Source organism: Enterobacter sp. 120016 (assembly GCF_018383635.1).
GTDB classification, from domain to species: Bacteria; Pseudomonadota; Gammaproteobacteria; order Enterobacterales; family Enterobacteriaceae; genus Enterobacter; species Enterobacter asburiae_D.
In genome coordinates this window covers 168,502-190,267 of sequence record NZ_JAHAWC010000001.1, presented here as the reverse complement: position 1 = coordinate 190,267, position 21,766 = coordinate 168,502, and the positions used below count along the sequence as shown (strand labels likewise).

The window sequence follows — 21,766 nt, the reverse complement described above, 5'->3', positions numbered from 1 at the left end:
ATGGGCTATGTTTTTTATAGGATTATCTGACTCTTGCTGGAAAATATGAGCCCTCGCCACAGCAGTGAACCGTCCCAACCGCTCTCCCGGTTAACCCTGCTTGCAGGGGGGGCGCTGGGCGTCGTTTTTGGTGATATCGGCACCAGCCCGCTTTATACCTTCCGGACGGTGCTTTCGCTCTCTGAGCATGACCCTACGCCCGGCGTCATACTGGGCCTGCTCTCGCTCATTACCTGGACACTCATCCTGGTGACATCCATAAAATATGCCGCCTTCGCCATGCGAATTGATAATCATGGCGAGGGGGGCATCATGGCCTTGATGTCGCTTCTGGTGGAGAAAGGCAAAGGCGGGCGCTGGGTCATTTTTGCCGCTCTGATTGGCGCAGCGCTCATTTACGGTGACGGCGCGATAACCCCGGCGATCTCCGTGCTTTCTGCTCTGGAAGGGCTGGAGATGGTGATCCCTGAGTCCCAGCCGTACATATTACCCCTGACGGTGGCGGTTTTGCTGGCGCTGTTTCTTATCCAGCCTTTTGGTACCGCCCGCATAGGGAAAATATTTGGCCCGGTGATGGCGCTGTGGTTTTTAGCGATTGCTGCGCTGGGCGTGCGGGGGATCGTCCAACACCCCTCGGTACTGCTGGCCCTCAATCCTGCGTACGGCATCGCGTTTTTGTTTTCGAACGGGTACACCAGTTTCCTGGTCCTGGGGGGCGTTTTTCTCTGCGTGACGGGTGCCGAGGCCCTGTATGCAGACATGGGGCATTTTGGTAAAAAGCCGATCTGGCTTGCCTGGTACGGTATCGTCTTTCCTTCGCTGCTGCTCAACTATGCTGGCCAGTCAGCGCTGATTCTGGCCGGTGCCGACGGCAAGCAAAACCTTTTCTACACGCTCTGTCCGCCCGTGCTCCAGGTTCCGCTCATCGTTCTTGCCGCGCTGGCGACGATCATCGCCAGTCAGGCGATTATTACCGGCGCGTTTTCCATGACGCGCCAGGCCATTCAGCTTGGCTGGCTACCCCGATTACGCATCAAACAGACGGCGGCAGAAAGCTACGGTCAGATTTATATCGGGATCATAAACTGGCTGCTGATGGTGGTGACCATCGGGCTGGTGGTGTTCTTTAAATCCTCCGATAAGCTTGCCGCGGCGTACGGCATCGCCGTGTCGTTAACCATGCTGATGACCACGGGGCTGTTGTTTGTGGCGATGCGGGAAGTGTGGCGCTGGAGCCTGGCCAGCAGTGCGGTTATTGCCCTCTGCTTCCTGGTGATTGATGCCACCTTCTTGTTTGCCAATCTGATTAAGGTCCTGGAAGGCGGCTATATTCCGCTGCTGATGGCCGCAGCGATTTGTACGGTGATGCTGATCTGGCACCGCGGCGTTAAGGCGGTATCCGCATCGGTGGGCGAGAAGGGCGTCAGCGTGGATGCGTTCTTTGCCCAGCTTCAGCAAAAGACGGTGCCCCGGGTGGCGGGCTCCGCCATCTTTTTGACCCGTACGCAGAACAATATCCCGCCGGTCATGCGCTGGCATGTCGCGCGAAACCGGGCGCTACAGCAGGATGTGTTGTCGCTTACCATTGATATTCTGAATGTGCCCTATGTGGGGGAAGAGCAACGTATCAGGGTAGAGCAGCGCGCGCCGGGCTACTGGCACGGCGTGGCGCAGTATGGCTTTATGGAACACCCGGACATCCCGCGTTTGTTGCAGGGTGTCAGCGAGATTAATGCGCTTTTTGCCACGGATGACGCCACCTGGTATGTCGGGCATGAAACCATTGTGGCAGGCGAGGGTGAGGCAGGCATGGCGGCCTGGCAAAGGCACATATTTGCTTTTATGAAGCGCAACTGCACGCACGTCATCAACCACTATCACCTTCCCAGCGATCGGGTTGTCGAAATTAGCCGACGCGTTGCCGTGTAGATTCTGGCGAAAGCAGAGGTCCTCTGCTTTCGCACCGTTCTATCTCTCAAGGGCCGCAGACAGGACGCTATGCAATAACACATTCGCCCCTTTCTCCGACCACTCCGGCAGGATCCTTTCCGCTTCGTTATGGCTGACGCCTTTCACGCAGGGGATAAAGATCATGCTGGCGGGCGCAATTTTGCTGACATAGCAGGCGTCGTGTCCCGCACCGGAGACCATCGGTTTCGACGTATAGCCCAGTGCCGCTACGGCCTTCTCCGTACGAGCCAGGCATTCGGCATCAAACGCGATGGGCGCGTAGTCAAAAATGCGTTCAACGGCAGCAGCGACGCCGCGCAGTCTCAGGCTTTCAGCCACCTTATGCAGCGCCGCTTCCATGGTCTCCAGCGCCTGCTGCGCCGGATGGCGAAACTCAACGCTGCATTCCACGCGAGACGGCACGACGTTGCGCGAGTTTGGCGTAACCTTCGCCATACCGATCGTCGCGCGTCCGTCCGGCGCATGCCGATAGCCAATCTCTTCCACCTTCAGCGCCAGCTCGGCAAAGGCGGTCAGCGCGTCGCGGCGGCTGTGCATCGGCGTCGTGCCCGCGTGGGCGGCGAATCCGTCCAGCGTCAGGGTAAACCAGCGCTGGCCCATTGCCGCGCGGACTAACCCGATATCGATGGCTTCATCTTCGAGGATCGGGCCCTGTTCGATGTGCAGTTCGTAGCAGGCGTGAACGGGAAACGCGCGGGCAGAGGCTTCACCCCGGTAGCCAATGCTCTCCAGCGCTTCGCCCACGGTAATGCCATCGTTATCCGCGCGGGCATGGGCATACGCTTCGCTAAATTGCCCCGTCCAGACCCCTGAAGAGAGCATGGCTGGCGCAAAGCGCGCGCCTTCTTCGTTAGTCCAGTTTACCAGCACAACGTCACGTTCAGTCTCAACGTGACGATCGTTAAGGGTTCGCAGCACCTCCAGCCCGGCCAGCACGCCGTAAACTCCGTCGTAGTTACCGCCCAGCGGCTGGGTATCCACATGTGAACCCGTCATGACCGGGGCAAGCTGCGGGTTTTTCCCCGGTCGACGGATAAACATATTGCCCATGCTGTCGACGTCGCAGGTGAAACCCGCGTCCAGCGCCCAGTCGCGCAGCAGGTTACGCGCAATACGATCTTCCTCGCTCAGTGCCAGACGGGTCACGCCACCGGCGGGCGTGCCGCCGATCTGCGCCATCATCTCAAGCGTTGACCACAGCCGTTCGGCGTTGATGCGGATCATGTCTTGTCCTTACTGCTGCGGTAGCGGAAATCACAGCACGAACCGCCCTGCATGATGGTGGTCGTGCGGGTCAGCTTCACGTCCGGCGCATAGCCAACGATGAATTTTTCATCGCGCGCGCAGGAGAGCAGATGACCGATCTCGCCCAGCCCCATTTCGTGATACATCTCCGCGTAGCGGCAGCGGGTCACGTTGTAGTTGTACTGCTGGTCGTCGGCGTCGATCACCTTCACGTCCAGGGCGTTATCTTTTTCCCACAGATACTGCAGGGCGATGAAACTCTTGACGTCCGCGCCGTTGGGTTCTTTGCTGGCAAACGCTTTGCCTGCGTCAATCGCGGCCTGCTCAATAGCCTCGCCAATGACCGCCTGGGCGCGGGTTTTCCCTATCTCGCGCACCAGGATTTCATAAATTGGCTTAATAATTTCTGCTTCAATTTTGCGGCGGGCGAGAATGCCCAGCTCGTTATTATCACTCATCACATTGCCCTCACTGCGTTACTTCGCTTTTGCGCCACCCAGCACGGTCTGTGGCTGCCATTTGCCATCGACAACTTTGTAAACGGTGAAAGACGGCGATTTCAGGTTACCTTCTTTATCAAACGCGATCTGTCCGGTGACGCCGGAGTAGCTGATGGCGCGCAGGGCGGGCAGATAGTCGGACGGCTCAACGGAGTTTGCTTTTTCCATCGCCGCAACCAGCACGCGGGTGGCGTCATAGGCGAACGGAGCGTGCAGTTCGATATGGGTGTGGTAGCGTGATTGGTACGCGTGCTCGAATGCCTTTCCACCCGGCATCTGGTCAACGGGCAGACCCGGCTCCAGCGCGACCACGCCTTCGCCTTCTTTCTGCGCCAGCTGCAGGAACGTCTGGCTGACAAATCCGCCTGCGCCCATCAGGGTGGCGTTCATGCCCAGCTGTTTGATTCGACGCGCCAGCGGTGCGGCCTGGCTGTCGACGCCGCCGAAGAAGATCAGATCGGCGTTTTTACTGCGAATAGCGGTCAGCACGGCGCTGAAGTCCACCGTTTTGTCATCAACGTACTGACGATCGACAACCTTCACGCCCTGCGCTTCAAGCGATTTAATAAACTGGTCCGCCAGACCCTGACCAAAGGCGGTACGGTCGTCGATCACCGCAATACGTTTGGCTTTCAGCGTATTAACCGCGTACTGACCGGCAAACTGACCGCCGTCGTCGTCATGGCCCATCACGCGGAAGCTGGTATCAAAACCCTGTTTGGTATAGGCGTGACCGGTCGCGACCGGTGCCACCTGTGCGATGCCCGCATCGTGATAGATACGTGCGGCAGGAATGCTGGTACCGGTGTTCCAGTGACCGACAACGCCCGCCACGCCGCTATCCACCAGACGCTGCGCCACGGCCACGGCGGTGCGCGGGTCGGACTGATCGTCTTCGGACTGCAGTTTGAAGGTCACCGCTTTGCCGCCGATGGTCGGGTGCTGCTTGTTAATGTCGTCAATTGCCAGCTGCGCGCCGTTCTCCAGATCTTTACCGATACGGGCGGAGGGGCCGGTGAGCGGGCCTGCCAGACCGATAACCACGGTTTCACCGTCGGCTGCCCACGCGGCCGTCGAGGCAAAACTGCCGAGGAGGATAGCGGCGCTAAGCGCACTGATTTTTACTGTTTTCATTGTATTTCCCTGATGTTGGCTGGTGTTGTTAAACGGGCATTTCGCCCAAATAAATCTGTGCAATCTGGTCGTCATTGAGCAGCGCTTTCGATTTGCCATGATGAACAATGCTGCCGCTGTCCATCACCCACGCGCTGTCGGTGACTTCCAGCGCGAGACGGGCGTTTTGTTCGATGAGCAGCAGGGCAACGCCGCGCTCGCGAAGGCCGGCAATGACGGCAAAAATGTTTTCGACCATCTTCGGCGCAAGGCCCATAGAGGGTTCGTCGAGGATCAGCAGCCGCGGGCGGCTGAGCAGGGCACGGTTAAGGGCCAGCAGCTGTTGTTCTCCGCCGGAAAGCAGGCCGGCAAGCTGATGCTGGCGTTCTCCCAGGCGCGGGAAGCGTTCGAAAATGGCGTTCATTTCTTGCTTAACGGTGACAGTGTCACGCCTGAGCCAGGCGCCCATCTGCAGGTTTTCCAGCACCGTCATGCGGGAGAAGATCCCGCGTCCTTCCGGGACCATGACCAACCCGTCGCGGAGCAGGGTTTCGGGCCTGTGCTTACGTACCGCTTTACCGTTGAACTCAATACTGCCGCTAAAGCTTTCCAGCCCGGTAATGGCGCGCACGGTGGAGCTTTTCCCCGCGCCGTTAGCGCCGATCAGCGTAGCCTGTTCGCCCTCGTGCAGGGTAAAAGAGACATCGCGTACGGCCTGAATGCCGCCGTAATGCACGTCCACACGTTCCACTTTCAGTAATTCAGACATGGGCGTTGCCTCCAAGCCAGGCGGCGATCACTGCCGGGTCGCGACGCACGCTCTCCGGCGTGCCGCTGGCGAGCGTTTTGCCGTAATCAAGCACCGTCAGGCGATCGCAGATGCCCATTACCAGCTTGACGTCATGTTCAATCATCAGCAGGGTTTTGCCGTCATCGCGCAGGCGGATAAGCAGCTCGCCGAGCGCCACTTTTTCCGCTGCGTTCATCCCGGCGGCGGGTTCGTCCAGCGCCAGCAGCAGCGGTTCCGTTGCCAGCGCGCGGGCAATCTCCAGACGGCGCTGATGGCCATAGGCCAGATCGCAGGCGCGGTAGTGCGCAAACTTCGCAATGCCGGTGTACTCCAGCCAGTGCCAGGCCAGCTCCCGGGTCTGCGTCTCTTCCGCACGAGCGCGTTTGTGGCGACTCAGCGCGGCCCACAGGCCGTTGCGGGTGCGCACGTGGCGACCCACCATCACGTTTTCCAGCACCGACATGTCGTTAAAGAGGCGCACGTTCTGGAAGGTGCGCGCAATCCCGGCGGCGGTGACTTTCTCAATGTGCTTTGGGAAATAGGGCTTATCGGCAATTGAAAATTCACCGCTGTCCGCCGGATAAAGCCCGGTGATCAGGTTAAAACAGGTGGTTTTTCCCGCCCCGTTAGGACCAATCAACCCGTAAATCTCACCCTTGTTCACGACGATCGAAACGTCATCCACGGCGGTAAGCCCGCCGAAGCGTTTTGACATGTTGCGTACGGTTAACAGACTCATGTATTCACCTCCTTGTGGCGTACCGGCCAGATCCCGGCAGGACGCACCAGCATGACCAGCACCAGCGCCAGGCCGTAGAACAGCTGACGCAACACTTCCGGGTCAATCAGTACCGTACCGAATAGCGCCTGCTGAACCGGGGCTGCCTGACTGCGCAGCAGTTCCGGCAGGGCGGTAAGCAGTATCGCGCCGAGGATCACGCCCGGAATATGTCCCATTCCGCCCAGCACCACCATCGCCAGCACGGCAATGGATTCCTGTAACGTGAAGGATTCCGGGGAGACAAAGCCCTGAAACGCGCCGAACAGGGCACCCGCCACGCCGCCAAACGAGGCACCCATCGCAAAGGCCAGCAGCTTATAGTTACGCACGTTGATGCCCATCGCGCGGGCCACATCCTCATCTTCACGGATGGCGTGCCAGGCGCGACCAATACGGGAATGCTGCAGGCGCAGGCAGACAAAAATAATCGCCACAATCACCAGCATCAGCAGGTAGTACCACAGCCACAGGGCGGGCACTTTGAAACCAAACCAGTGGTATACGCCGCTAAACTTCAGGCCGAACAGATTCAGCGTATCCACCCCGGTAATGCCCTTTGCACCGTTGGTGATGTTCACCGGACGGTCGAGGTTACGCATCAGGATGCGGATGATTTCGCCAAAGCCGAGGGTCACTATCGCCAGATAGTCCCCGCGCAGCTTCAGCGTAGGAGCCCCCAGTAAAATGCCGCAGACCGCAGCGACGAGCGCAGCCAGCGGAATAATCAGCAGATATGACGTGTGCAGTCCGTTCGGGAACCAGACGCCGAGGACAGGAAACACCTCCAGCAGGTGTGGCGAGGCCATCAGTGCAGCGAGATAGGCCCCGACCGCGTAAAAGGCGATAAACCCCATATCCAGCAGGCCGGTATAGCCCACCACAATATTGAGCCCCAGCGCCAGCATGATGTAGAGCAGGGCGAAGTCGATAACGCGCACCCAGTAGTTGCCGCCAAGCTGCGTGGCCACCACGGGCGCAACCAGCAGCGCGAGGCAAAACAGGACCATGCCTGACCAGAATTTGCGCGGCACCGCCGGGGTTTGTAGTTGAAGAGTAGTCATCTTTTTCCTTACGCCCTGTGCGCTACGCGCTCGCCCAGCAGGCCTGCCGGACGGAAGACCAGCACCAGAATCAGGACCATGAAGGCAAAAACGTCCTGATAGTTGCTGCCAAAGACGCCGTGGGTCAGTTCCCCCAGATAACCTGCGCCCAGCGCTTCGATAATGCCGAGCAGGATCCCGCCAATCATGGCGCCACGAATGTTACCAATGCCCCCCAGCACGGCGGCGGTAAAGGCTTTAATCCCGGGCAAAAAGCCCATTGAGAAGCTGGCGTTGCCGTAGTTGCTGGCCATCATGACGCCTGCCAGCGCGGCAAATACGCCGCCAATGGCGAACGTCAGGGTAATAATGGCATTGGGGTTAACCCCCATTAGCGTGGCCACGCGCGGGTTTTCCGCCACGGCGCGCATGCCGCGGCCCAGGCGGGTGTATTCCACCAGCAGCCATAGCCCTGTCATCACCGCAAGCGCCAGCGCCACGGTAACAATGCCGGTGACGGTCACAATGGCAGGGGGATGCAGTTCGCTTCCTGACGTCACGGCGATCGGCTCCATGGGCAGGATCTGCGGGAACATCAGCGGGTTGCGCGTCCAGATAATCATCGCCACGGTTTGCAGCAGGACCGAGACGCCGATACCCGAGATAAGCGGTGCCAGGCGCGGGGCGTTGCGCAGTCGGCGGTAGGCAAAGCGCTCCACGGCCATTGCCAGCAGGGCGCAAACGGCCATGGCAATCGCCAGGGCAGCGCCAAGCTGCAGCAGCAGCGGCATGTGCGGAAAGGTGGCGTTCAGGGCGTTAATGGCGGAAAGCGTGGTGAGCGCACCGACCATCAGAATATCGCCGTGAGCAAAGTTAATAATGCGCAAGATGCCATACACCATGGTATAGCCCAGCGCGATCAGCGCGTAAATGCTTCCCAGCATCACGCCGTTGATCAGTTGTTGTATGAGTGTATCCAACGTCTGTACCCGCAAAGTGCTCTTTCTGCGGCTACCATCCGATAAATGAATTAAATTGTAAAATACACATATATTATTTCTTATGATAAACCGGTATTGCTTTATCTTAATGATTTATATAAAGATAATATAATGGCGTTCCCGGCTAAAAAGCCTAAAGAAATCAACATATGAATAAAACAGAACAATCGGCGGGTTTGTCTGCGTATGCAGACAGTCGCCTGGCAAACGATCCGCCGCTTCGGGCTGTCCGTGCCTTTGAGGCCATCGCCAGGCTGGGCAGCGTAACGCTGGCCGCGCAGGAGCTGGATATCTCACCGTCAGCGGTCAGTCATCAGCTCAAGGTGCTTGAAGGGTATCTGCAAATGCCCCTGACGGAGCGTCAGGGGCGCAGGCTGGTGCTGAGCCAGCACGGACGTGAATATTACCGCTCGATCCGTGCGGCGTTTAACGTGCTGCGCCAGGCAACGGAGCATCTGGCTGGGCAGGCGCAAACGCGTCAGGTCACCATCAGCCTGATCCCGCTTTTTGGCATGGGGTGGTTTATCCCGCGTCTGCCTGATTTCATGCGTGCCAACCCGCAGACCGAGATCAACGTTGTGTATGCCAATCATCGTAACTATCTGAGCGATGCCTCGGATATGTCGATTCGTTTTGGTAACGGTCAGTGGGCGGGCTACCAGAGCGAAAAGCTGATTTCCGGACAGATGGTGCCGGTGTGCAGCCGCGCGTTTTTGCGCATTCATGGCCATATCGACACGCCTGAGCAACTGCTGCAAATGCCGCTGCTGCATGATGAGGAGCGCACCACATGGCCGCAGTGGTTTCTGCTGCAGGGGGTAAAACGCCCTCTCCGGCGCAGCGGCCCTCTGTTTGAAGACGGGCTGTTAACGCTGGCGGGCGTGCAGGCCGGGCTGGGCTGCGCGTTGATGCGCGAGCCGCTGATCGCACCTTATCTTGAGAGCGGCGAGCTGGTGAAGATATTTGACTTACCCATTGATGACGGGCGCGACTATCACCTCTGCGTTCGTTCAGATACAGAGATGACCGAGGACGGTAAACTGCTGCAAAACTGGCTGCGTCGGGCGGCGAGCGGGGAGTCGTCAGCAGGGTAAAAGAGACAGATAAAAAAAAGCCAGCTTATTCAGCTGGCTTTTGTACAGACAAGGTTTAGAACTGGTAGGTCAGACCCAGCGCAACGATGTTGTCGGTACCGATGCCTGCCTGGCGAGTGAACTGGTTGTCGTCGAGCAGGTTGATTTTGTAATCCACGTAGGTGGACATGTTTTTGTTAAAATAGTAGGTCGTGCCAACATCGATGTATTTAACCAGATCCTGGTCGCCGAAGTTTTCGATGTCTTTACCTTTAGACTGCAGGTAAGCGATGGATGGGCGCAGACCAAAGTCGAACTGATACTGAGCCACAACTTCGAAGTTTTGCGCCTTGTTTGCAAAACCGTAGATGTCGCTGCGGTTACCGTTAGAGGTACCGAAACGGGTTGCGTTATAGGTCTGAGAGTACTGCGCAGCAAGGTAAATGTTGTTTGCGTCGTATTTCACACCACCGCTGTACACTTCTGCGCGGTCGCCTTCACCGTATACGCCAGCAGCATTCTGGTCAGCGGTACGACGTGAAGAGGACATTGCGCCACCTACGCTGAAGCCTTCGCCCAGGTCGTAAGTCAGGGACGCGCCGTAGCCGTCACCGTTCTGGTTCAGCAGGCTGCGACCGCTGGTGTTTTCACCGCTTACGCTGCCGTTTTTACCCTGGTACTGCAGAGCAAAGTTCAGGCCGTCAACCAGACCAAAGAAATCCTGGTTACGGTAGGTCGCAACGCCGTTTGCACGAGACTGCAGGAAGTTGTCGGCACCATAGGTGTCACCGCCGAATTCTGGCAGAACGTCTGTCCATGAGGTCACGTCGTAAATCACGCCGTAGTTACGACCGTAATCAAAGGATCCTGCTTCAGCAAACTTCAGGCCGGCAAACGCCACACGGGTCCAGGACTGGTTGTCACCTTCGTCTTTGTTACCCTGAATCTGGTATTCCCACTGGCCGTAGCCGGACAGCTGATCGTTAACCTGGGTTTCGCCCTTGAAGCCGATACGCATGTAGGTTTTATCGCCATCTGCGCCAGCGTCATCAGAGAAATAGTGCAGACCTGTTACTTTACCGTACAGATCCAGCTTGTTACCGTCTTTGTTGTAAATTTCGGCAGCGTTAACAACGCCTGCTGCCAGCATGGAAGTGACTGCCACTGCAACTAATTTAAGTTTCATCTTAAATGTTCCTTATAATTTTTTTCGGTATTTCCTGAACCACTGTGAACGATTTCTAAACGAGGCTGCTCATCAATGGCATGCTATTTTTAAAAATCTTGTAGTCTTATTTCAATAATAAGTTTCAAAATATTAGAGATAATTTCAATTAGTGTGATCTCGATCGTGTGAAGAGGCGATTATTCAAACAAAGCGACCGAATTTTATACAATTAATAATTATGTTATCTGCGGGACTATTGCCATCGCTATAATTTCTGCGAGTTTTAGTATATTGGGTTAGATTTCGGCATTTCCGATGCATTGAGGGGTAGGTATTAGTGTTTTTGACTTAATAACAGTGAGTTAGGGGAGTGTTTTGACGTATATTACGAATATTTACAAGGATCTGTCAGAATTGAATTATTACACTCAATGCTATCCATGGTGTTAATATTCACGATTGACTAATTTCATTCTGTTGTCAGTTTATGTCAATTACCTTGTTGGCCGTTTACAGAAGGCGTCAAATATAAACCGAATTTAAACGGATGCCCTATTATTATGATAAATATTCTGAGGTGCGATCACATTTTAAATTTATGTTAATTATGTTGCCGGGCTGAAATTCCCCCGGCCGTTGGAGAAAGCATTATTGTCTTGTTGCGTACCAGCAGAGCAACGACCCGGCGCAGACCATCAGCGCGCCTTGCCAGAACGAGAATGAGAGGGGGGAACTCAGCACTGCGGCGGCAAGCGCGGCTGAGAGGACAGGGGTAAAATACGATATGGCAGCCAGTACCGTGACGTTACCGTGAAGGATGCCAATATTCCATGCGGCATATCCAAACCCAAGCGCGATACCGCACATGACGAGTTTCACCACCACCGGAAGCGTGAACACCATCTCGGGCTGATCGCTCAGGGCATATTTCACCCACAGGCTCAGCGCGGTCAGCAAAACAAACAGGGTGATGCCGTTTTGTCCTTTCGCAAATTTGCTGGTGACCGTGCAGTAGGCGGCCCAGATAAATGCCCCGGCAAACGCCAGCGCGTAGCTCAGCGGGCTCGAAACAATATTGCGGGTTATTTCATCAAGATGTAAACCCTGTTCACCGCCCAATACCCAGCAGACGCCCAGCAATGAGACGGCTAAACCGGGGATCACCCACAGGGTTGATTTCTGTCCGTTGAACAAGATGGCAAACACAATGGTCAGGCTTGGCCAAAGATAATTGACCATGCCCACTTCAATAGCCTGCGAGCGCGTTGCGGCATAGCCCAGCGACAGCGCCAGGCATATTTCGTAGCTGACAAATAAAACGCTGCCGGCAATAAGATAGCGGGGTGAAAACCGCCTGATATCAGGAAATCCTACCGTCACCAGACACAGTAACCCGCTGAGGGTGTAGATCATCGCCGCACCGCCTACCGGGCCCAGCCCCTCACTCACGCTGCGAATTAGGCCGACCATGGTGCTCCATAACAGTATTGCCGCCAGCCCAATAAGCGTTGCTCTTTTTCTGTCCATTACTTCGCCATTGCAATAAAAATCAAACGAAAAATGTATCGCATTCATCCTGACGCTGTCGCGAATTATTCTCTTAAACCGTTAATCAAAAAGGGGTATTTAAATATTCCGGGGGTGACTATTAAGGGGGTGAAGACAGATGACCTTGATTTGACGCAAAAAAATCAGGGAGGTTACTGCTAGTTTGCGCCACGAAGTCTTATTCGAACACGAGGACAACAATGGACGTCAGCCGCAGACAATTTTTTAAAATCTGCGCGGGCGGTATGGCCGGAACAACGGCAGCCATGCTGGGATTTGCTCCCAAAATGGCGCTGGCTCAGGCACGCAACTATAAGCTGCTGCGCGCGAAAGAGATCCGTAACACCTGCACATACTGCTCCGTAGGTTGTGGGCTTTTGATGTATAGCCTGGGCGATGGCGCGAAGAACGCCAGAGAAGCGATTTACCATATTGAAGGGGATCCGGATCATCCGGTGAGCCGCGGGGCGCTGTGTCCGAAAGGGGCGGGGCTGCTGGACTATGTACACAGCGAAAATCGCCTGCGCTACCCGGAATACCGCGCGCCGGGTTCTGATAAATGGCAGCGTATCTCCTGGGATGAGGCCTTCTCCCGTATTGCCAAATTAATGAAAGCCGACCGCGACGCCAACTTTATAGAAAAGAACGCGCAGGGCGTAACGGTTAACCGCTGGCTTTCCACCGGGATGCTTTGCGCGTCTGCGGCGAGTAATGAAACCGGCATGCTGACGCAAAAATTTGTGCGCTCTCTCGGCATGCTGGCGGTAGACAACCAGGCGCGCGTCTGACACGGACCAACGGTAGCAAGTCTTGCTCCAACATTTGGTCGCGGTGCGATGACCAACCACTGGGTTGATATCAAAAACGCTAACGTCGTGGTGGTGATGGGCGGTAACGCCGCAGAAGCCCATCCGGTGGGATTCCGCTGGGCGATGGAAGCGAAAAACAACAACGATGCGACGCTTATCGTCGTCGATCCGCGCTTTACGCGTACGGCATCGGTGGCCGATATCTATGCGCCAATCCGCTCCGGCACGGACATTACGTTCCTGTCTGGGGTACTGCTGTACCTGATCGAAAACAACAAAATTAACGCGGAATACGTTAAGCACTATACCAACGCGAACCTGCTGGTGCGGGATGATTTTGCCTTCGATGACGGGCTGTTTAGCGGCTATGACGCTGAAAAACGCCAGTACGATAAAACATCCTGGAACTATCAGTTCGACGAAAACGGCTATGCGATGCGTGATGAAACGCTAACGCACCCGCGCTGCGTGTGGAACCTGCTGAAGCAGCACGTTTCTCGCTATACGCCGGACGTGGTGGAAAACATCTGCGGCACGCCGAAAGCGGACTTCCTGAAGGTGTGTGAAGTGCTGGCCTCAACCAGTGCAGCAGACAGAACCACGACGTTCCTGTACGCGCTGGGCTGGACGCAGCATACCGTCGGCGCGCAGAACATCCGCACCATGGCGATGATCCAGCTGCTGCTCGGCAACATGGGCATGGCGGGGGGCGGCGTGAACGCGCTGCGCGGTCACTCCAATATTCAGGGGCTCACCGACCTTGGTCTGCTCTCAACCAGCCTGCCGGGCTACCTGACGCTGCCGTCTGAAAAGCAGGCGGATTTGCAAATGTATCTTGAGGCCAATACGCCAAAAGCGACGCTGCCGGATCAGGTGAACTACTGGAGTAACTATCCGAAGTTCTACGTCAGCCTGATGAAATCCTTCTACGGCGATGCTGCGCAGAAGGAGAACGACTGGGGCTTTGAGTGGCTGCCGAAGTGGGACCAGGCTTACGACGTCATCAAGTACTTCAACATGATGGATAAAGGCAACGTCACGGGCTATATCTGCCAGGGCTTCAACCCGGTGGCCTCCTTCCCGGACAAAAACAAAGTCGTTCGCAGCCTGAGCAAGCTGAAGTACATGGTGATTATCGACCCGCTGGTGACCGAAACCTCGACGTTCTGGCAGAACCACGGCGAATCAAACGATGTCGATCCGGCGTCGATTCAGACCGAAGTGTTCCGCCTGCCGTCTACCTGCTTTGCGGAAGAGGACGGCTCCATTGCTAACTCTGGCCGCTGGCTGCAGTGGCACTGGAAAGGTCAGGACGCTCCGGGCGAAGCGCGTAACGACGGCGAGATCCTGGCCGGGATTTACCATCGCCTACGCGAAATGTACCGCACCGAAGGCGGCAAGGGCGCTGAGCCGCTGCTGAAAATGAGCTGGAACTATAAGCAGCCCGATCGTCCTGAGTCAGAGGAAGTCGCCAAAGAGAACAACGGCGTGGCGCTGGCGGATCTCTATGACGCTAACGGCAACCTGGTGGCGAAGAAAGGCCAGCTGCTGAACAGCTTCGCGCTGCTGCGCGACGACGGCACGACGGCGTCGTCCTGCTGGATCTACACCGGCAGCTGGACGGAGCAGGGCAACCAGATGGCCAACCGTGACAACGCCGATCCGTCCGGGCTGGGCAATACGCTGGGCTGGGCATGGGCGTGGCCGCTGAACCGTCGCGTGCTGTACAACCGCGCGTCTGCAGACGTAAACGGCAGGCCGTGGGATCCGAAACGCATGCTGATCCAGTGGAACGGGGCGAAATGGACGGGGAACGATATCCCGGATTACAACACCGCCGCGCCGGGCAGCAGCACCGGGCCGTTTATCATGCAGCCGGAAGGGCTGGGACGCCTGTTTGCCCTCAACAAGCTGGCTGAAGGGCCGTTCCCGGAACACTACGAGCCGATGGAAACGCCTCTGGGCACCAACCCGCTGCACCCGAACGTGATCTCCAGCCCGGTGGTGCGCATCTACGAAGACGACGTTCTGCGCTTAGGCAAAAAGGACAAGTTCCCGTACGTAGGGACGACCTACCGCCTGACCGAGCATTTCCATACCTGGACCAAGCACGCGCGGCTTAACGCTATCGCACAGCCGGAACAGTTTGTGGAGATCAGCGAGACGCTGGCGAAGGCGAAAGGGATTGCCAACGGCGACCGCGTGAAGGTGAGCAGCAAGCGCGGCTTTATTCGCGCGGTGGCGGTGGTGACCCGTCGTTTGCAAAGTCTGAACGTGCACGGGCAGCAGGTGGAGACCGTTGGTATCCCGCTGCACTGGGGCTTTGAGGGCGTGGCGCAGAAAGGCTACATCGCCAATACCCTGACGCCAAACGTCGGCGATTCAAACTCGCAAACGCCGGAGTACAAGGCGTTTCTGGTCAACATCGAGAAAGCGTAAGGAGCGATTCAATGGCGATGGAAACACAAGACGTTATCAAACGCTCCGCGACTAACCCGATAACGCCCGCGCCCCGCGCGCGGGACTACAAGGCAGAGGTCGCCAAGCTTATCGACGTCTCCTCCTGCGTGGGCTGCAAGGCCTGCCAGGTGGCGTGCTCGGAGTGGAACGATATCCGCGACGAGGTGGGGCACTGCGTCGGGGTCTACGACAATCCGGCGGATCTGAGCGCCAAATCCTGGACGGTGATGCGCTTTAGCGAAACCGAGCAGAACGGCAGGCTGGAGTGGCTCATCCGCAAAGACGGCTGTATGCACTGTGAAGATCCGGGCTGCCTGAAGGCGTGCCCGTCTGCCGGTGCGATTATTCAGTACGCTAACGGGATCGTCGACTTCCAGCAGGACAACTGTATCGGCTGCGGGTACTGCATCGCGGGCTGTCCGTTTAATATCCCGCGCCTCAATAAAGAGGATAACCGGGTATACAAATGCACCCTGTGCGTGGATCGCGTCAGCGTTGGGCAGGAGCCTGCCTGTGTGAAAACCTGTCCGACGGGGGCTATCCACTTCGGCACCAAAAAAGAGATGCTGGACGTGGCGCAGGCGCGGGTGGACAAGCTGAAAGCGCGCGGCTACCAGAATGCGGGTGTTTATAACCCGCAGGGCGTGGGCGGTACGCACGTGATGTATGTGCTGCACCACAACGACCAGCCGGAGCTGTACCACAACCTGCCGAAGGATCCGGCGATCGATACGTCCATCAACCTGTGGAAAGGGGCGCTTAAACCGCTCTCCGCGGCGGGCTTTATCGCCACCTTTGCGGGGCTGATTTATCACTACATCGGTATCGGGCCAAACAAGGAGGTGGATGACGACGAGGAGGAGCATCATGAGTAAGTCGAAAATGATAGTGCGCACGAAGTTTGTCGACCGCGCCTGTCACTGGACGGTGGTGATCTGCTTCTTCCTGGTAGCGGTGTCGGGGATTTCGTTCTTCTTCCCGACGCTGCAGTGGCTGACCGAAACCTTCGGTACTCCGCAGATGGGGCGCATTCTGCACCCGTTCTTCGGCGTGCTGATTTTCGTGGTGCTGATGTTTATGTTCGTGCGCTTCGTCCACCATAACATCCCGGACAAGCAGGATATCCCGTGGGTGAAAGGGATTGTTGAAGTCCTGAAGGGCAACGAGCATAAGGTCGCGAAGGTGGGGAAATACAACGCCGGACAGAAGATGATGTTCTGGACCATCATGAGCATGATTTTTGTGCTGCTGGTGACCGGGGTGATTATCTGGCGTCCGTATTTTGCGCAGTATTTCCCGATTCAGGTGATTCGCTACGCGCTGCTGATCCACGCCACGTCGGCCATCATCCTGATCCACGCCATCCTGATCCATATGTATATGGCGTTCTGGGTAAAAGGATCGATTAAAGGGATGATTGAAGGGAAGGTGAGCCGTCGCTGGGCGCAGAAACACCACCCGCGCTGGTATCGTGATGTGGAACGTCTGGAAGCGAAACAGGAAAGTACGGAAGGAATGAAGTGAGCCCTGCGCCGTCGGCTTTGCCCGGCGGCGCTGCGCTTGCCTACCTGGCGGGCCTTAAGTCATGTATCTGTCAATAAACGATCAATTGCCGCTATAACGTCATGACGGGCGTTACGTAAATTACAAACAAAGTCTTTAGGGTCGATTTTTTGATTATTAATATTCGTGATCATTGGCGAATAAATCAGAAACGTTTCAAAATCGATATTAACGACTGGAGCCAGTTGGCTCTGCCATAACGGTAACCTATTATTTCTCGCTAGCGGTACGATTACGCGTGTGGCAAGATCGTCGTAGCAATCATCCTGAATAAGCATGTAGTAAGGAAGTCTGTCCCGAGTTGCCGCAGACGTATTACGATAAACATTAAATTGTCTCAGCATTAAAGCACCCTGAAAAAATCATCATCAGTAATCGTTCCATGTTTCTCTACAAACTCATTCATTGCCTGCATAAATGCACGATCTTCTTCGGAAGGCTGATGCCGTCTGGCAGAGCGTTGTTCTGCATGGCACAAGGGCTTACGCGATGTGATGTTCTGGCCCGGTTTTGTTTCTGCGGTATGTTTCATCATTAGCTCCTTTGTTGGTGCGGTTATTATCAACCGCAGCCAACAAAAAACAATACTGTACCCCCTGGTAATCTGCATTCTGCGAGGCGTATTCCAGTAATTTCAGAACCGCTCCTCCACATACCGGAACGGGTATTTTGTGGGTTTGACTTTACCAATTTTGCGTTTCGGTAAATCCACCTTGTCTACGTGTATTTCTTTATAGGGGATCTGCGAAAGCAGGTGCGAAATAATATTCAGGCGCACGCGTTTTTTATCTTCTGAACGCGCCACAAACCACGGCGCCCAGGCGGTATCGGTGGCTTCAAACATCGCGTCGCGCGCGAGGGTATACTGGTCCCACAGGTTAAAGGATTTAATATCCATCGGCGATAGCTTCCAGATTTTACGACCATCGTTAATACGGTCGCGCAGGCGGCGCTCCTGCTCTTTCGGCGTCACCTCCAGCCAGTACTTCAGCAGGATAATACCGGCATCGACCATCGCTTTTTCCATGACCGGTGTGCCGTCCAAAAATTTCTCCACCTGTTCCTCAGTGCAGAATCCCATTACCCGTTCGACACCCGCGCGGTTATACCAGCTGCGATCGAATATCACGATCTCGCCTGCCGAAGGCAGATGCGGCACATAGCGCTGGAAGTAGAGCTGGCTTTTTTCTTTATCAGTTGGGGCAGGCAGCGCAACAACACGAAACACGCGAGGGCTAACGCGCTCGGTGATTGCTTTAATAGTACCGCCTTTACCGGCGCCGTCGCGTCCTTCAAAAACAATACACACTTTGAGACCTTTGGCGACGACCCACTGCTGGAGCTTAACCAGTTCCACGTGCAGGCGACGAAGCTCTCGTTCGTACTCTTTGGTCTTCAGCACGGGTTTAACCGCGCTATCTACGCTCGCTTTGTTCACGGTCACTGCTTTGGTTTTCTTCTGTTTTGCGTTTCCCATGATAATCCTCATCTCCGGATCGGGTGATGTGCTTAGTAGGAACTAACACTTTGAAGTGTAATGCTGACCTGCAACCTTCGCGGGAATTTTTGACATATGTGTCTGATAAGCGAGTTTCTCTTCTACAGGTAACGGGTTAGAATGATGAATGATACTGTATGAATAAACAGGTGGCTGTGATGGCATTGATTTTTGAGGGCGAAAAAATCGGTCGTACTCGTTTTACCGGCGAGAAAATAGAGAATGCAATTTTTCGTAACTGCGACTTTTCAGGCACGGATTTGACCAGCACGGAGTTTATCGGCTGTCAGTTCTATGACCGGGAAAGCCAGCAGGGCGGTAAATTTACTCGGGCGCAGCTTAAAGATGCCATTTTCAAAAGCTGCGATTTATCGATGGCGGATTTCAGGCATTCGAATGCCTTAGGCATCGAAATTCGTGAATGCAGGGCGCAAGGGGCTGATTTTCGCGGGGCCAGTTTTATGAACATGATCACTACGCGTACCTGGTTTTGCAGTGCTTACATAACAAAAAGCAACCTGAGCTATGCCAATTTTTCGAAGGTGGTTCTGGAAAAATGCGAGTTGTGGGAAAACCGCTGGAACGGTGCGCAAATACTCGGTGCCACCTTCAGCGGCTCGGATCTGTCGGGGGGCGAGTTCTCCTCTTTTGACTGGCGAGCGGCCAATTTTACCCACTGCGATCTGACCAACTCAGAGCTGGGTGAACTGGACGTGCGCGGTATTGATTTGCAGGGTGTCAAACTGGACAGCTATCAGATTTCCCAGCTGATGGAGCGGCTTGGCATCGTGGTTTTGGGCTAGCGGTATTCACAACCTTACCTGAATTAATGGATTAACCTGTCAGCCAACGGATTTGAACTGGCTCACCATACAAGATTATTCAATAATGCCCGTCGCGAGTGATTAACCAGTGGTTGAAGTATGAAAAAGACAATTTTTTCGTTGGCACTTGGCACATTTGGCCTCGGGATGGCTGAATTTGGCATTATGGGCGTGCTCACCGAACTGGCACATGACACCGGTATTTCGATTCCCTCCGCCGGGAATATGATCTCGTTTTATGCTTTCGGTGTGGTGATTGGTGCCCCGATTATGGCGCTGTTCTCAGGCAAGTTCTCATTAAAAACCACGCTGCTGTTTCTGGTGGCGATGTCCGCTGTCGGCAACGGTCTGTTTACGTTCTCCACGTCGTACTTCTGGCTGGCGCTGGGACGGCTGATTTCCGGTTTTCCGCACGGGGCCATTTTTGGCGTCGGGGCGATTATCCTGTCTAAAATTGCGCCGCCGGGTAAGGTGACGGTCGCGGTGGCGGGAATGATCGCCGGTATGACCGTGGCGAACCTGGTGGGCGTTCCGCTGGGGACCTGGCTCGGGCACCAGTTCAGCTGGCGCTATACCTTTTTTCTGATTGCCGTGTTCGATGCGCTGGTGATCCTCTCGGTTCTGCTCTGGGTGCCGGACATCCGCGACACGTCAGAAATCAAATTGACCGAGCAGTTCCACTTTCTGAAAAAACCAGAACCCTGGCTGATTTTTGCCGCCACCATGTTTGGCAACGCCGGGGTGTTCGCGTGGTTCAGCTTTGTTAAGCCGTTTATGGTCAACGTCTCCGGTTATTCAGAAGGGATGATGACGGCCATCATGATGCTGATGGGGCTTGGCATGGTGTTGGGCAATCTGCTGAGCGGTAAGCTCTCGGGGCGTTTTAGCCCGCTGCGCATTGCGGCTACCACCGACATGGTGATTGTCGCCTCGCTGCTGCTGCTTTTCGCCTTTGGCGAACTGAAAACGGCCTCGCTGGTCATGGGCTTTATCTGCTGTGCCGGGCTGTTCGCACTCTCTGCACCGCTGCAAATTCTGCTTCTGCAAAATGCGAAGGGCGGTGAGATGCTGGGGGCGGCAGGGGGGCAGATGGCGTTTAATCTCGGCAGTGCGATTGGCGCGTATTTTGGCGGGATGATGATTACCTTCGGCTTTAGCTGGCGTTACGTCACGCTGCCGGCGGCAATACTCTCTTTCTCGGCCATGAGTGCGCTGCTGATCTACGGCCACCTGCGGGCCAGACGGGCTCAGGCTAACGCTCGCGCGCTAGCCTGACCGGTTTCAGGCAAGCCAGGGCTCACCCAGGGTCAGCATCAGGCGGTTGGCCCAGGCGAAGAACGCGGCGGACTGCACCAGATCAAGCTGCGCCAGGGTATCCAACCCCTCTTTTTCCAGCGCGGCAAGGTGCAGCGGCGTGGCGGCAGGCGGCGTGACCGACAGCGCCGCCGCAAAATCGATTTCCGCCTGCCAGCGTGCGGATTGCCCCTCGCTCAGAGACCGCCCCGGCCTCACGGCCAGCAGGGCCTCTACCGCCGCGTCATCCTTTGACAGCTGGCTGGCTTTACGCGCATGGACAGATGCGCAATAAATGCAGCCGTTGATTTTACTGGCTACCGTTGCGGCCAGCTCGCGCTCGGCGCGCGGCAATCCCCCCGATGTATAAAAAATTCCTTTATCCGTCAACGTGCGCTGTTCAAGCACCGGCAGGTTGCGCCCCAGCAGGCGGAAGTAGTCGGAATCGGTATGGCCAAATTTCGCCAGGATGGCAACCTCATCGTCACGGAAGTCCGCCAGCGGTTTGGCTGCTATCCACGGTTCCCATCCCAGCTCCTGCTGGGTAAACGCGACGGGGGCCGACTTCCCGGTGACCGTTGTTGCGGTCGTGTGCCAGATGCCTGCCGCCACCGGCGCATCGCTTTTGGCGACGGGCTTGTCGTTCAGCAGCCGCAGCCCGGTGATGAGTCGGCTCTGGAAGCTCACAAACGCGACGAGCTGTGCCAGGGTTACAATGCCTTCCTTGCTCCATCCCGCCTGGGTCAGCGCCCTTAACGCTGTGGGCGTCGCTTCGACGGGGGAGAACGTCAGCAGCCGCGCAAAATTCAGCGCCGGGGTCAGGCGTTCTGAGGTGGGGTCGGCCAGGCCAAACCCCGCATAGTGTGCGGCCAGCGCCTCCGCGCTGTGCCACCTGGCGACTTTAGCCGCCACGGCGAAGCGCTCGTCGAGGGCAAAATCACCATCCTGCTGGCTAAACAGGATTTCGTAGCTGCCCTGCGCGTGGCGCGTGGCGGCATCACGCGTGGCGCGCGCCTCTGCCAGAGGGGAACCGGGTTTAATTTCCGCCAGCTCGGCGAGAATGTCCTGACTTAATGACATAGGTGTCTC

Annotated in this window: 20 protein-coding genes; 7 read left to right on the top strand and 13 right to left on the bottom strand. The window is 56.2% G+C overall.

The features are described 5' to 3' along the window. Positions 1-45 precede the first annotated feature (45 nt). The gene (locus tag KIF87_RS00900) at positions 46-1,929 is read left to right on the top strand and encodes a potassium transporter Kup (RefSeq protein ID WP_213327608.1); all 1,884 of its coding nucleotides are present in this window, start codon (positions 46-48) and stop codon (positions 1,927-1,929) included. A gap of 39 nt (positions 1,930-1,968) precedes the next feature. On the opposite strand, the gene KIF87_RS00895 is transcribed toward KIF87_RS00900, so the two are convergent. The 7 genes from KIF87_RS00895 to KIF87_RS00865 are packed head-to-tail and all read right to left on the bottom strand — an operon-like array spanning position 1,969 to position 8,420. Next, a complete protein-coding gene (locus tag KIF87_RS00895; protein WP_213327607.1) occupies positions 1,969-3,195 on the bottom strand; it encodes a Zn-dependent hydrolase in 1,227 nt (408 codons plus the stop codon). Beyond that, entirely contained in the window at positions 3,192-3,674 is a 483-nt protein-coding gene (locus KIF87_RS00890) for an L-2-amino-thiazoline-4-carboxylic acid hydrolase (protein ID WP_032656897.1), read from the bottom strand. Before KIF87_RS00890 ends, KIF87_RS00895 begins: the two co-directional genes overlap by 4 nt. A gap of 18 nt (positions 3,675-3,692) precedes the next feature. Continuing rightward, positions 3,693-4,850 (bottom strand): branched-chain amino acid ABC transporter substrate-binding protein, encoded by a 1,158-nt coding sequence (locus tag KIF87_RS00885; RefSeq protein WP_213327606.1) that lies wholly within the window; start codon positions 4,848-4,850, stop codon positions 3,693-3,695. Positions 4,851-4,878: 28 nt separating this feature from the next. Beyond that, positions 4,879-5,598: an ABC transporter ATP-binding protein gene (locus KIF87_RS00880; protein ID WP_213327605.1), complete on the bottom strand. Its 720-nt coding sequence runs from the start codon at positions 5,596-5,598 to the stop codon at positions 4,879-4,881. Then, positions 5,591-6,358: an ABC transporter ATP-binding protein gene (locus tag KIF87_RS00875; protein ID WP_213327604.1), complete on the bottom strand. Its 768-nt coding sequence runs from the start codon at positions 6,356-6,358 to the stop codon at positions 5,591-5,593. The genes KIF87_RS00880 and KIF87_RS00875 overlap by 8 nt, the downstream gene beginning before the upstream one ends. Next, a complete protein-coding gene (locus KIF87_RS00870) occupies positions 6,355-7,461 on the bottom strand; it encodes a branched-chain amino acid ABC transporter permease (RefSeq protein WP_213327603.1) in 1,107 nt (368 codons plus the stop codon). The genes KIF87_RS00875 and KIF87_RS00870 overlap by 4 nt, the downstream gene beginning before the upstream one ends. 8 nt (positions 7,462-7,469) lie before the next feature. After that, complete coding sequence (locus tag KIF87_RS00865) at positions 7,470-8,420, bottom strand: branched-chain amino acid ABC transporter permease (RefSeq protein ID WP_213327602.1); 951 nt, start codon at positions 8,418-8,420, stop codon at positions 7,470-7,472. 170 nt (positions 8,421-8,590) lie between these two features. Between KIF87_RS00865 and KIF87_RS00860 the strand changes: the two genes are divergently transcribed. Then, the gene (locus KIF87_RS00860; RefSeq protein ID WP_213327601.1) at positions 8,591-9,535 is read left to right on the top strand and encodes a LysR substrate-binding domain-containing protein; all 945 of its coding nucleotides are present in this window, start codon (positions 8,591-8,593) and stop codon (positions 9,533-9,535) included. A gap of 55 nt (positions 9,536-9,590) precedes the next feature. Here the strand turns inward: KIF87_RS00860 and KIF87_RS00855 are convergent, their stop codons facing one another. Together KIF87_RS00855 and yddG are read right to left on the bottom strand one after the other, a co-directional pair. Then, positions 9,591-10,700, bottom strand: coding sequence for a porin OmpC (locus KIF87_RS00855; RefSeq protein WP_033145646.1), 1,110 nt, complete (start codon positions 10,698-10,700; stop codon positions 9,591-9,593). Between the two features lie 630 nt (positions 10,701-11,330). Beyond that, positions 11,331-12,209 carry an aromatic amino acid DMT transporter YddG gene (gene yddG / locus KIF87_RS00850; protein WP_213327600.1) on the bottom strand — a complete coding sequence of 293 codons (879 nt, stop codon included), beginning with the start codon at positions 12,207-12,209 and terminating at the stop codon, positions 11,331-11,333. Between the two features lie 221 nt (positions 12,210-12,430). On the opposite strand from yddG, the gene fdnG reads away from it, so the two are divergent. From fdnG to fdnI, 3 genes are read left to right on the top strand one after another with little or no spacing between them, the layout of a single operon-like run. Next, positions 12,431-15,478, top strand: coding sequence for a formate dehydrogenase-N subunit alpha (fdnG, locus tag KIF87_RS00845; RefSeq protein WP_213327599.1), 3,048 nt, complete (start codon positions 12,431-12,433; stop codon positions 15,476-15,478). Between the two features lie 11 nt (positions 15,479-15,489). Beyond that, the gene (gene fdxH / locus KIF87_RS00840) at positions 15,490-16,374 is read left to right on the top strand and encodes a formate dehydrogenase subunit beta (protein WP_202761593.1); all 885 of its coding nucleotides are present in this window, start codon (positions 15,490-15,492) and stop codon (positions 16,372-16,374) included. Then, the gene (gene fdnI, locus KIF87_RS00835; RefSeq protein ID WP_063437952.1) at positions 16,367-17,023 is read left to right on the top strand and encodes a formate dehydrogenase-N subunit gamma; all 657 of its coding nucleotides are present in this window, start codon (positions 16,367-16,369) and stop codon (positions 17,021-17,023) included. The genes fdxH and fdnI overlap by 8 nt, the downstream gene beginning before the upstream one ends. Before the next feature lie 59 nt (positions 17,024-17,082). Here the strand turns inward: fdnI and KIF87_RS00830 are convergent, their stop codons facing one another. The 3 genes from KIF87_RS00830 to ppk2 form a co-directional block, all read right to left on the bottom strand. Then, positions 17,083-17,406, bottom strand: coding sequence for a CcdB family protein (locus tag KIF87_RS00830; protein ID WP_213327598.1), 324 nt, complete (start codon positions 17,404-17,406; stop codon positions 17,083-17,085). Continuing rightward, the gene (locus tag KIF87_RS00825; RefSeq protein ID WP_159514247.1) at positions 17,406-17,597 is read right to left on the bottom strand and encodes a type II toxin-antitoxin system CcdA family antitoxin; all 192 of its coding nucleotides are present in this window, start codon (positions 17,595-17,597) and stop codon (positions 17,406-17,408) included. The genes KIF87_RS00830 and KIF87_RS00825 overlap by 1 nt, the downstream gene beginning before the upstream one ends. A gap of 99 nt (positions 17,598-17,696) precedes the next feature. After that, a complete protein-coding gene (ppk2, locus tag KIF87_RS00820) occupies positions 17,697-18,539 on the bottom strand; it encodes a polyphosphate kinase 2 (protein WP_249665771.1) in 843 nt (280 codons plus the stop codon). A 179-nt stretch (positions 18,540-18,718) separates the two neighbouring features. On the opposite strand from ppk2, the gene KIF87_RS00815 reads away from it, so the two are divergent. Then, on the top strand, positions 18,719-19,363 hold the full coding sequence (locus KIF87_RS00815) for a QnrE family quinolone resistance pentapeptide repeat protein (protein ID WP_213328007.1): 645 nt from the start codon (positions 18,719-18,721) through the stop codon (positions 19,361-19,363). Positions 19,364-19,483: 120 nt separating this feature from the next. Further along, positions 19,484-20,659: an MFS transporter AraJ gene (gene araJ, locus KIF87_RS00810; RefSeq protein ID WP_213327597.1), complete on the top strand. Its 1,176-nt coding sequence runs from the start codon at positions 19,484-19,486 to the stop codon at positions 20,657-20,659. A 6-nt stretch (positions 20,660-20,665) separates the two neighbouring features. Here the strand turns inward: araJ and KIF87_RS00805 are convergent, their stop codons facing one another. Next, a complete protein-coding gene (locus KIF87_RS00805; protein WP_213327596.1) occupies positions 20,666-21,757 on the bottom strand; it encodes an alkylhydroperoxidase domain protein in 1,092 nt (363 codons plus the stop codon). Positions 21,758-21,766: the final 9 nt, after the last annotated feature.

Bases quoted from the DNA above. Each gene is read 5' to 3' on its own strand.
- KIF87_RS00900 (WP_213327608.1), top strand. From the start codon at position 46: ATGAGCCCTCGCCACAGCAGTGAACCGTCCCAACCGCTCTCCCGGTTA.
- fdnI (WP_063437952.1), top strand. From the start codon at position 16,367: ATGAGTAAGTCGAAAATGATAGTGCGCACGAAGTTTGTCGACCGCGCC.
- KIF87_RS00875 (WP_213327604.1), bottom strand. From the start codon at position 6,358: ATGAGTCTGTTAACCGTACGCAACATGTCAAAACGCTTCGGCGGGCTT.
- yddG (WP_213327600.1), bottom strand. From the start codon at position 12,209: ATGGACAGAAAAAGAGCAACGCTTATTGGGCTGGCGGCAATACTGTTA.
- KIF87_RS00880 (WP_213327605.1), bottom strand. From the start codon at position 5,598: ATGTCTGAATTACTGAAAGTGGAACGTGTGGACGTGCATTACGGCGGC.
- KIF87_RS00855 (WP_033145646.1), bottom strand. From the start codon at position 10,700: ATGAAACTTAAATTAGTTGCAGTGGCAGTCACTTCCATGCTGGCAGCA.
- KIF87_RS00815 (WP_213328007.1), top strand. From the start codon at position 18,719: ATGGCATTGATTTTTGAGGGCGAAAAAATCGGTCGTACTCGTTTTACC.
- araJ (WP_213327597.1), top strand. From the start codon at position 19,484: ATGAAAAAGACAATTTTTTCGTTGGCACTTGGCACATTTGGCCTCGGG.
- fdxH (WP_202761593.1), top strand. From the start codon at position 15,490: ATGGCGATGGAAACACAAGACGTTATCAAACGCTCCGCGACTAACCCG.
- KIF87_RS00885 (WP_213327606.1), bottom strand. From the start codon at position 4,850: ATGAAAACAGTAAAAATCAGTGCGCTTAGCGCCGCTATCCTCCTCGGC.
- KIF87_RS00830 (WP_213327598.1), bottom strand. From the start codon at position 17,406: ATGCTGAGACAATTTAATGTTTATCGTAATACGTCTGCGGCAACTCGG.
- KIF87_RS00870 (WP_213327603.1), bottom strand. From the start codon at position 7,461: ATGACTACTCTTCAACTACAAACCCCGGCGGTGCCGCGCAAATTCTGG.
- KIF87_RS00895 (WP_213327607.1), bottom strand. From the start codon at position 3,195: ATGATCCGCATCAACGCCGAACGGCTGTGGTCAACGCTTGAGATGATG.
- ppk2 (WP_249665771.1), bottom strand. From the start codon at position 18,539: ATGGGAAACGCAAAACAGAAGAAAACCAAAGCAGTGACCGTGAACAAA.
- KIF87_RS00825 (WP_159514247.1), bottom strand. From the start codon at position 17,597: ATGATGAAACATACCGCAGAAACAAAACCGGGCCAGAACATCACATCG.
- KIF87_RS00805 (WP_213327596.1), bottom strand. From the start codon at position 21,757: ATGTCATTAAGTCAGGACATTCTCGCCGAGCTGGCGGAAATTAAACCC.
- KIF87_RS00860 (WP_213327601.1), top strand. From the start codon at position 8,591: ATGAATAAAACAGAACAATCGGCGGGTTTGTCTGCGTATGCAGACAGT.
- KIF87_RS00890 (WP_032656897.1), bottom strand. From the start codon at position 3,674: ATGAGTGATAATAACGAGCTGGGCATTCTCGCCCGCCGCAAAATTGAA.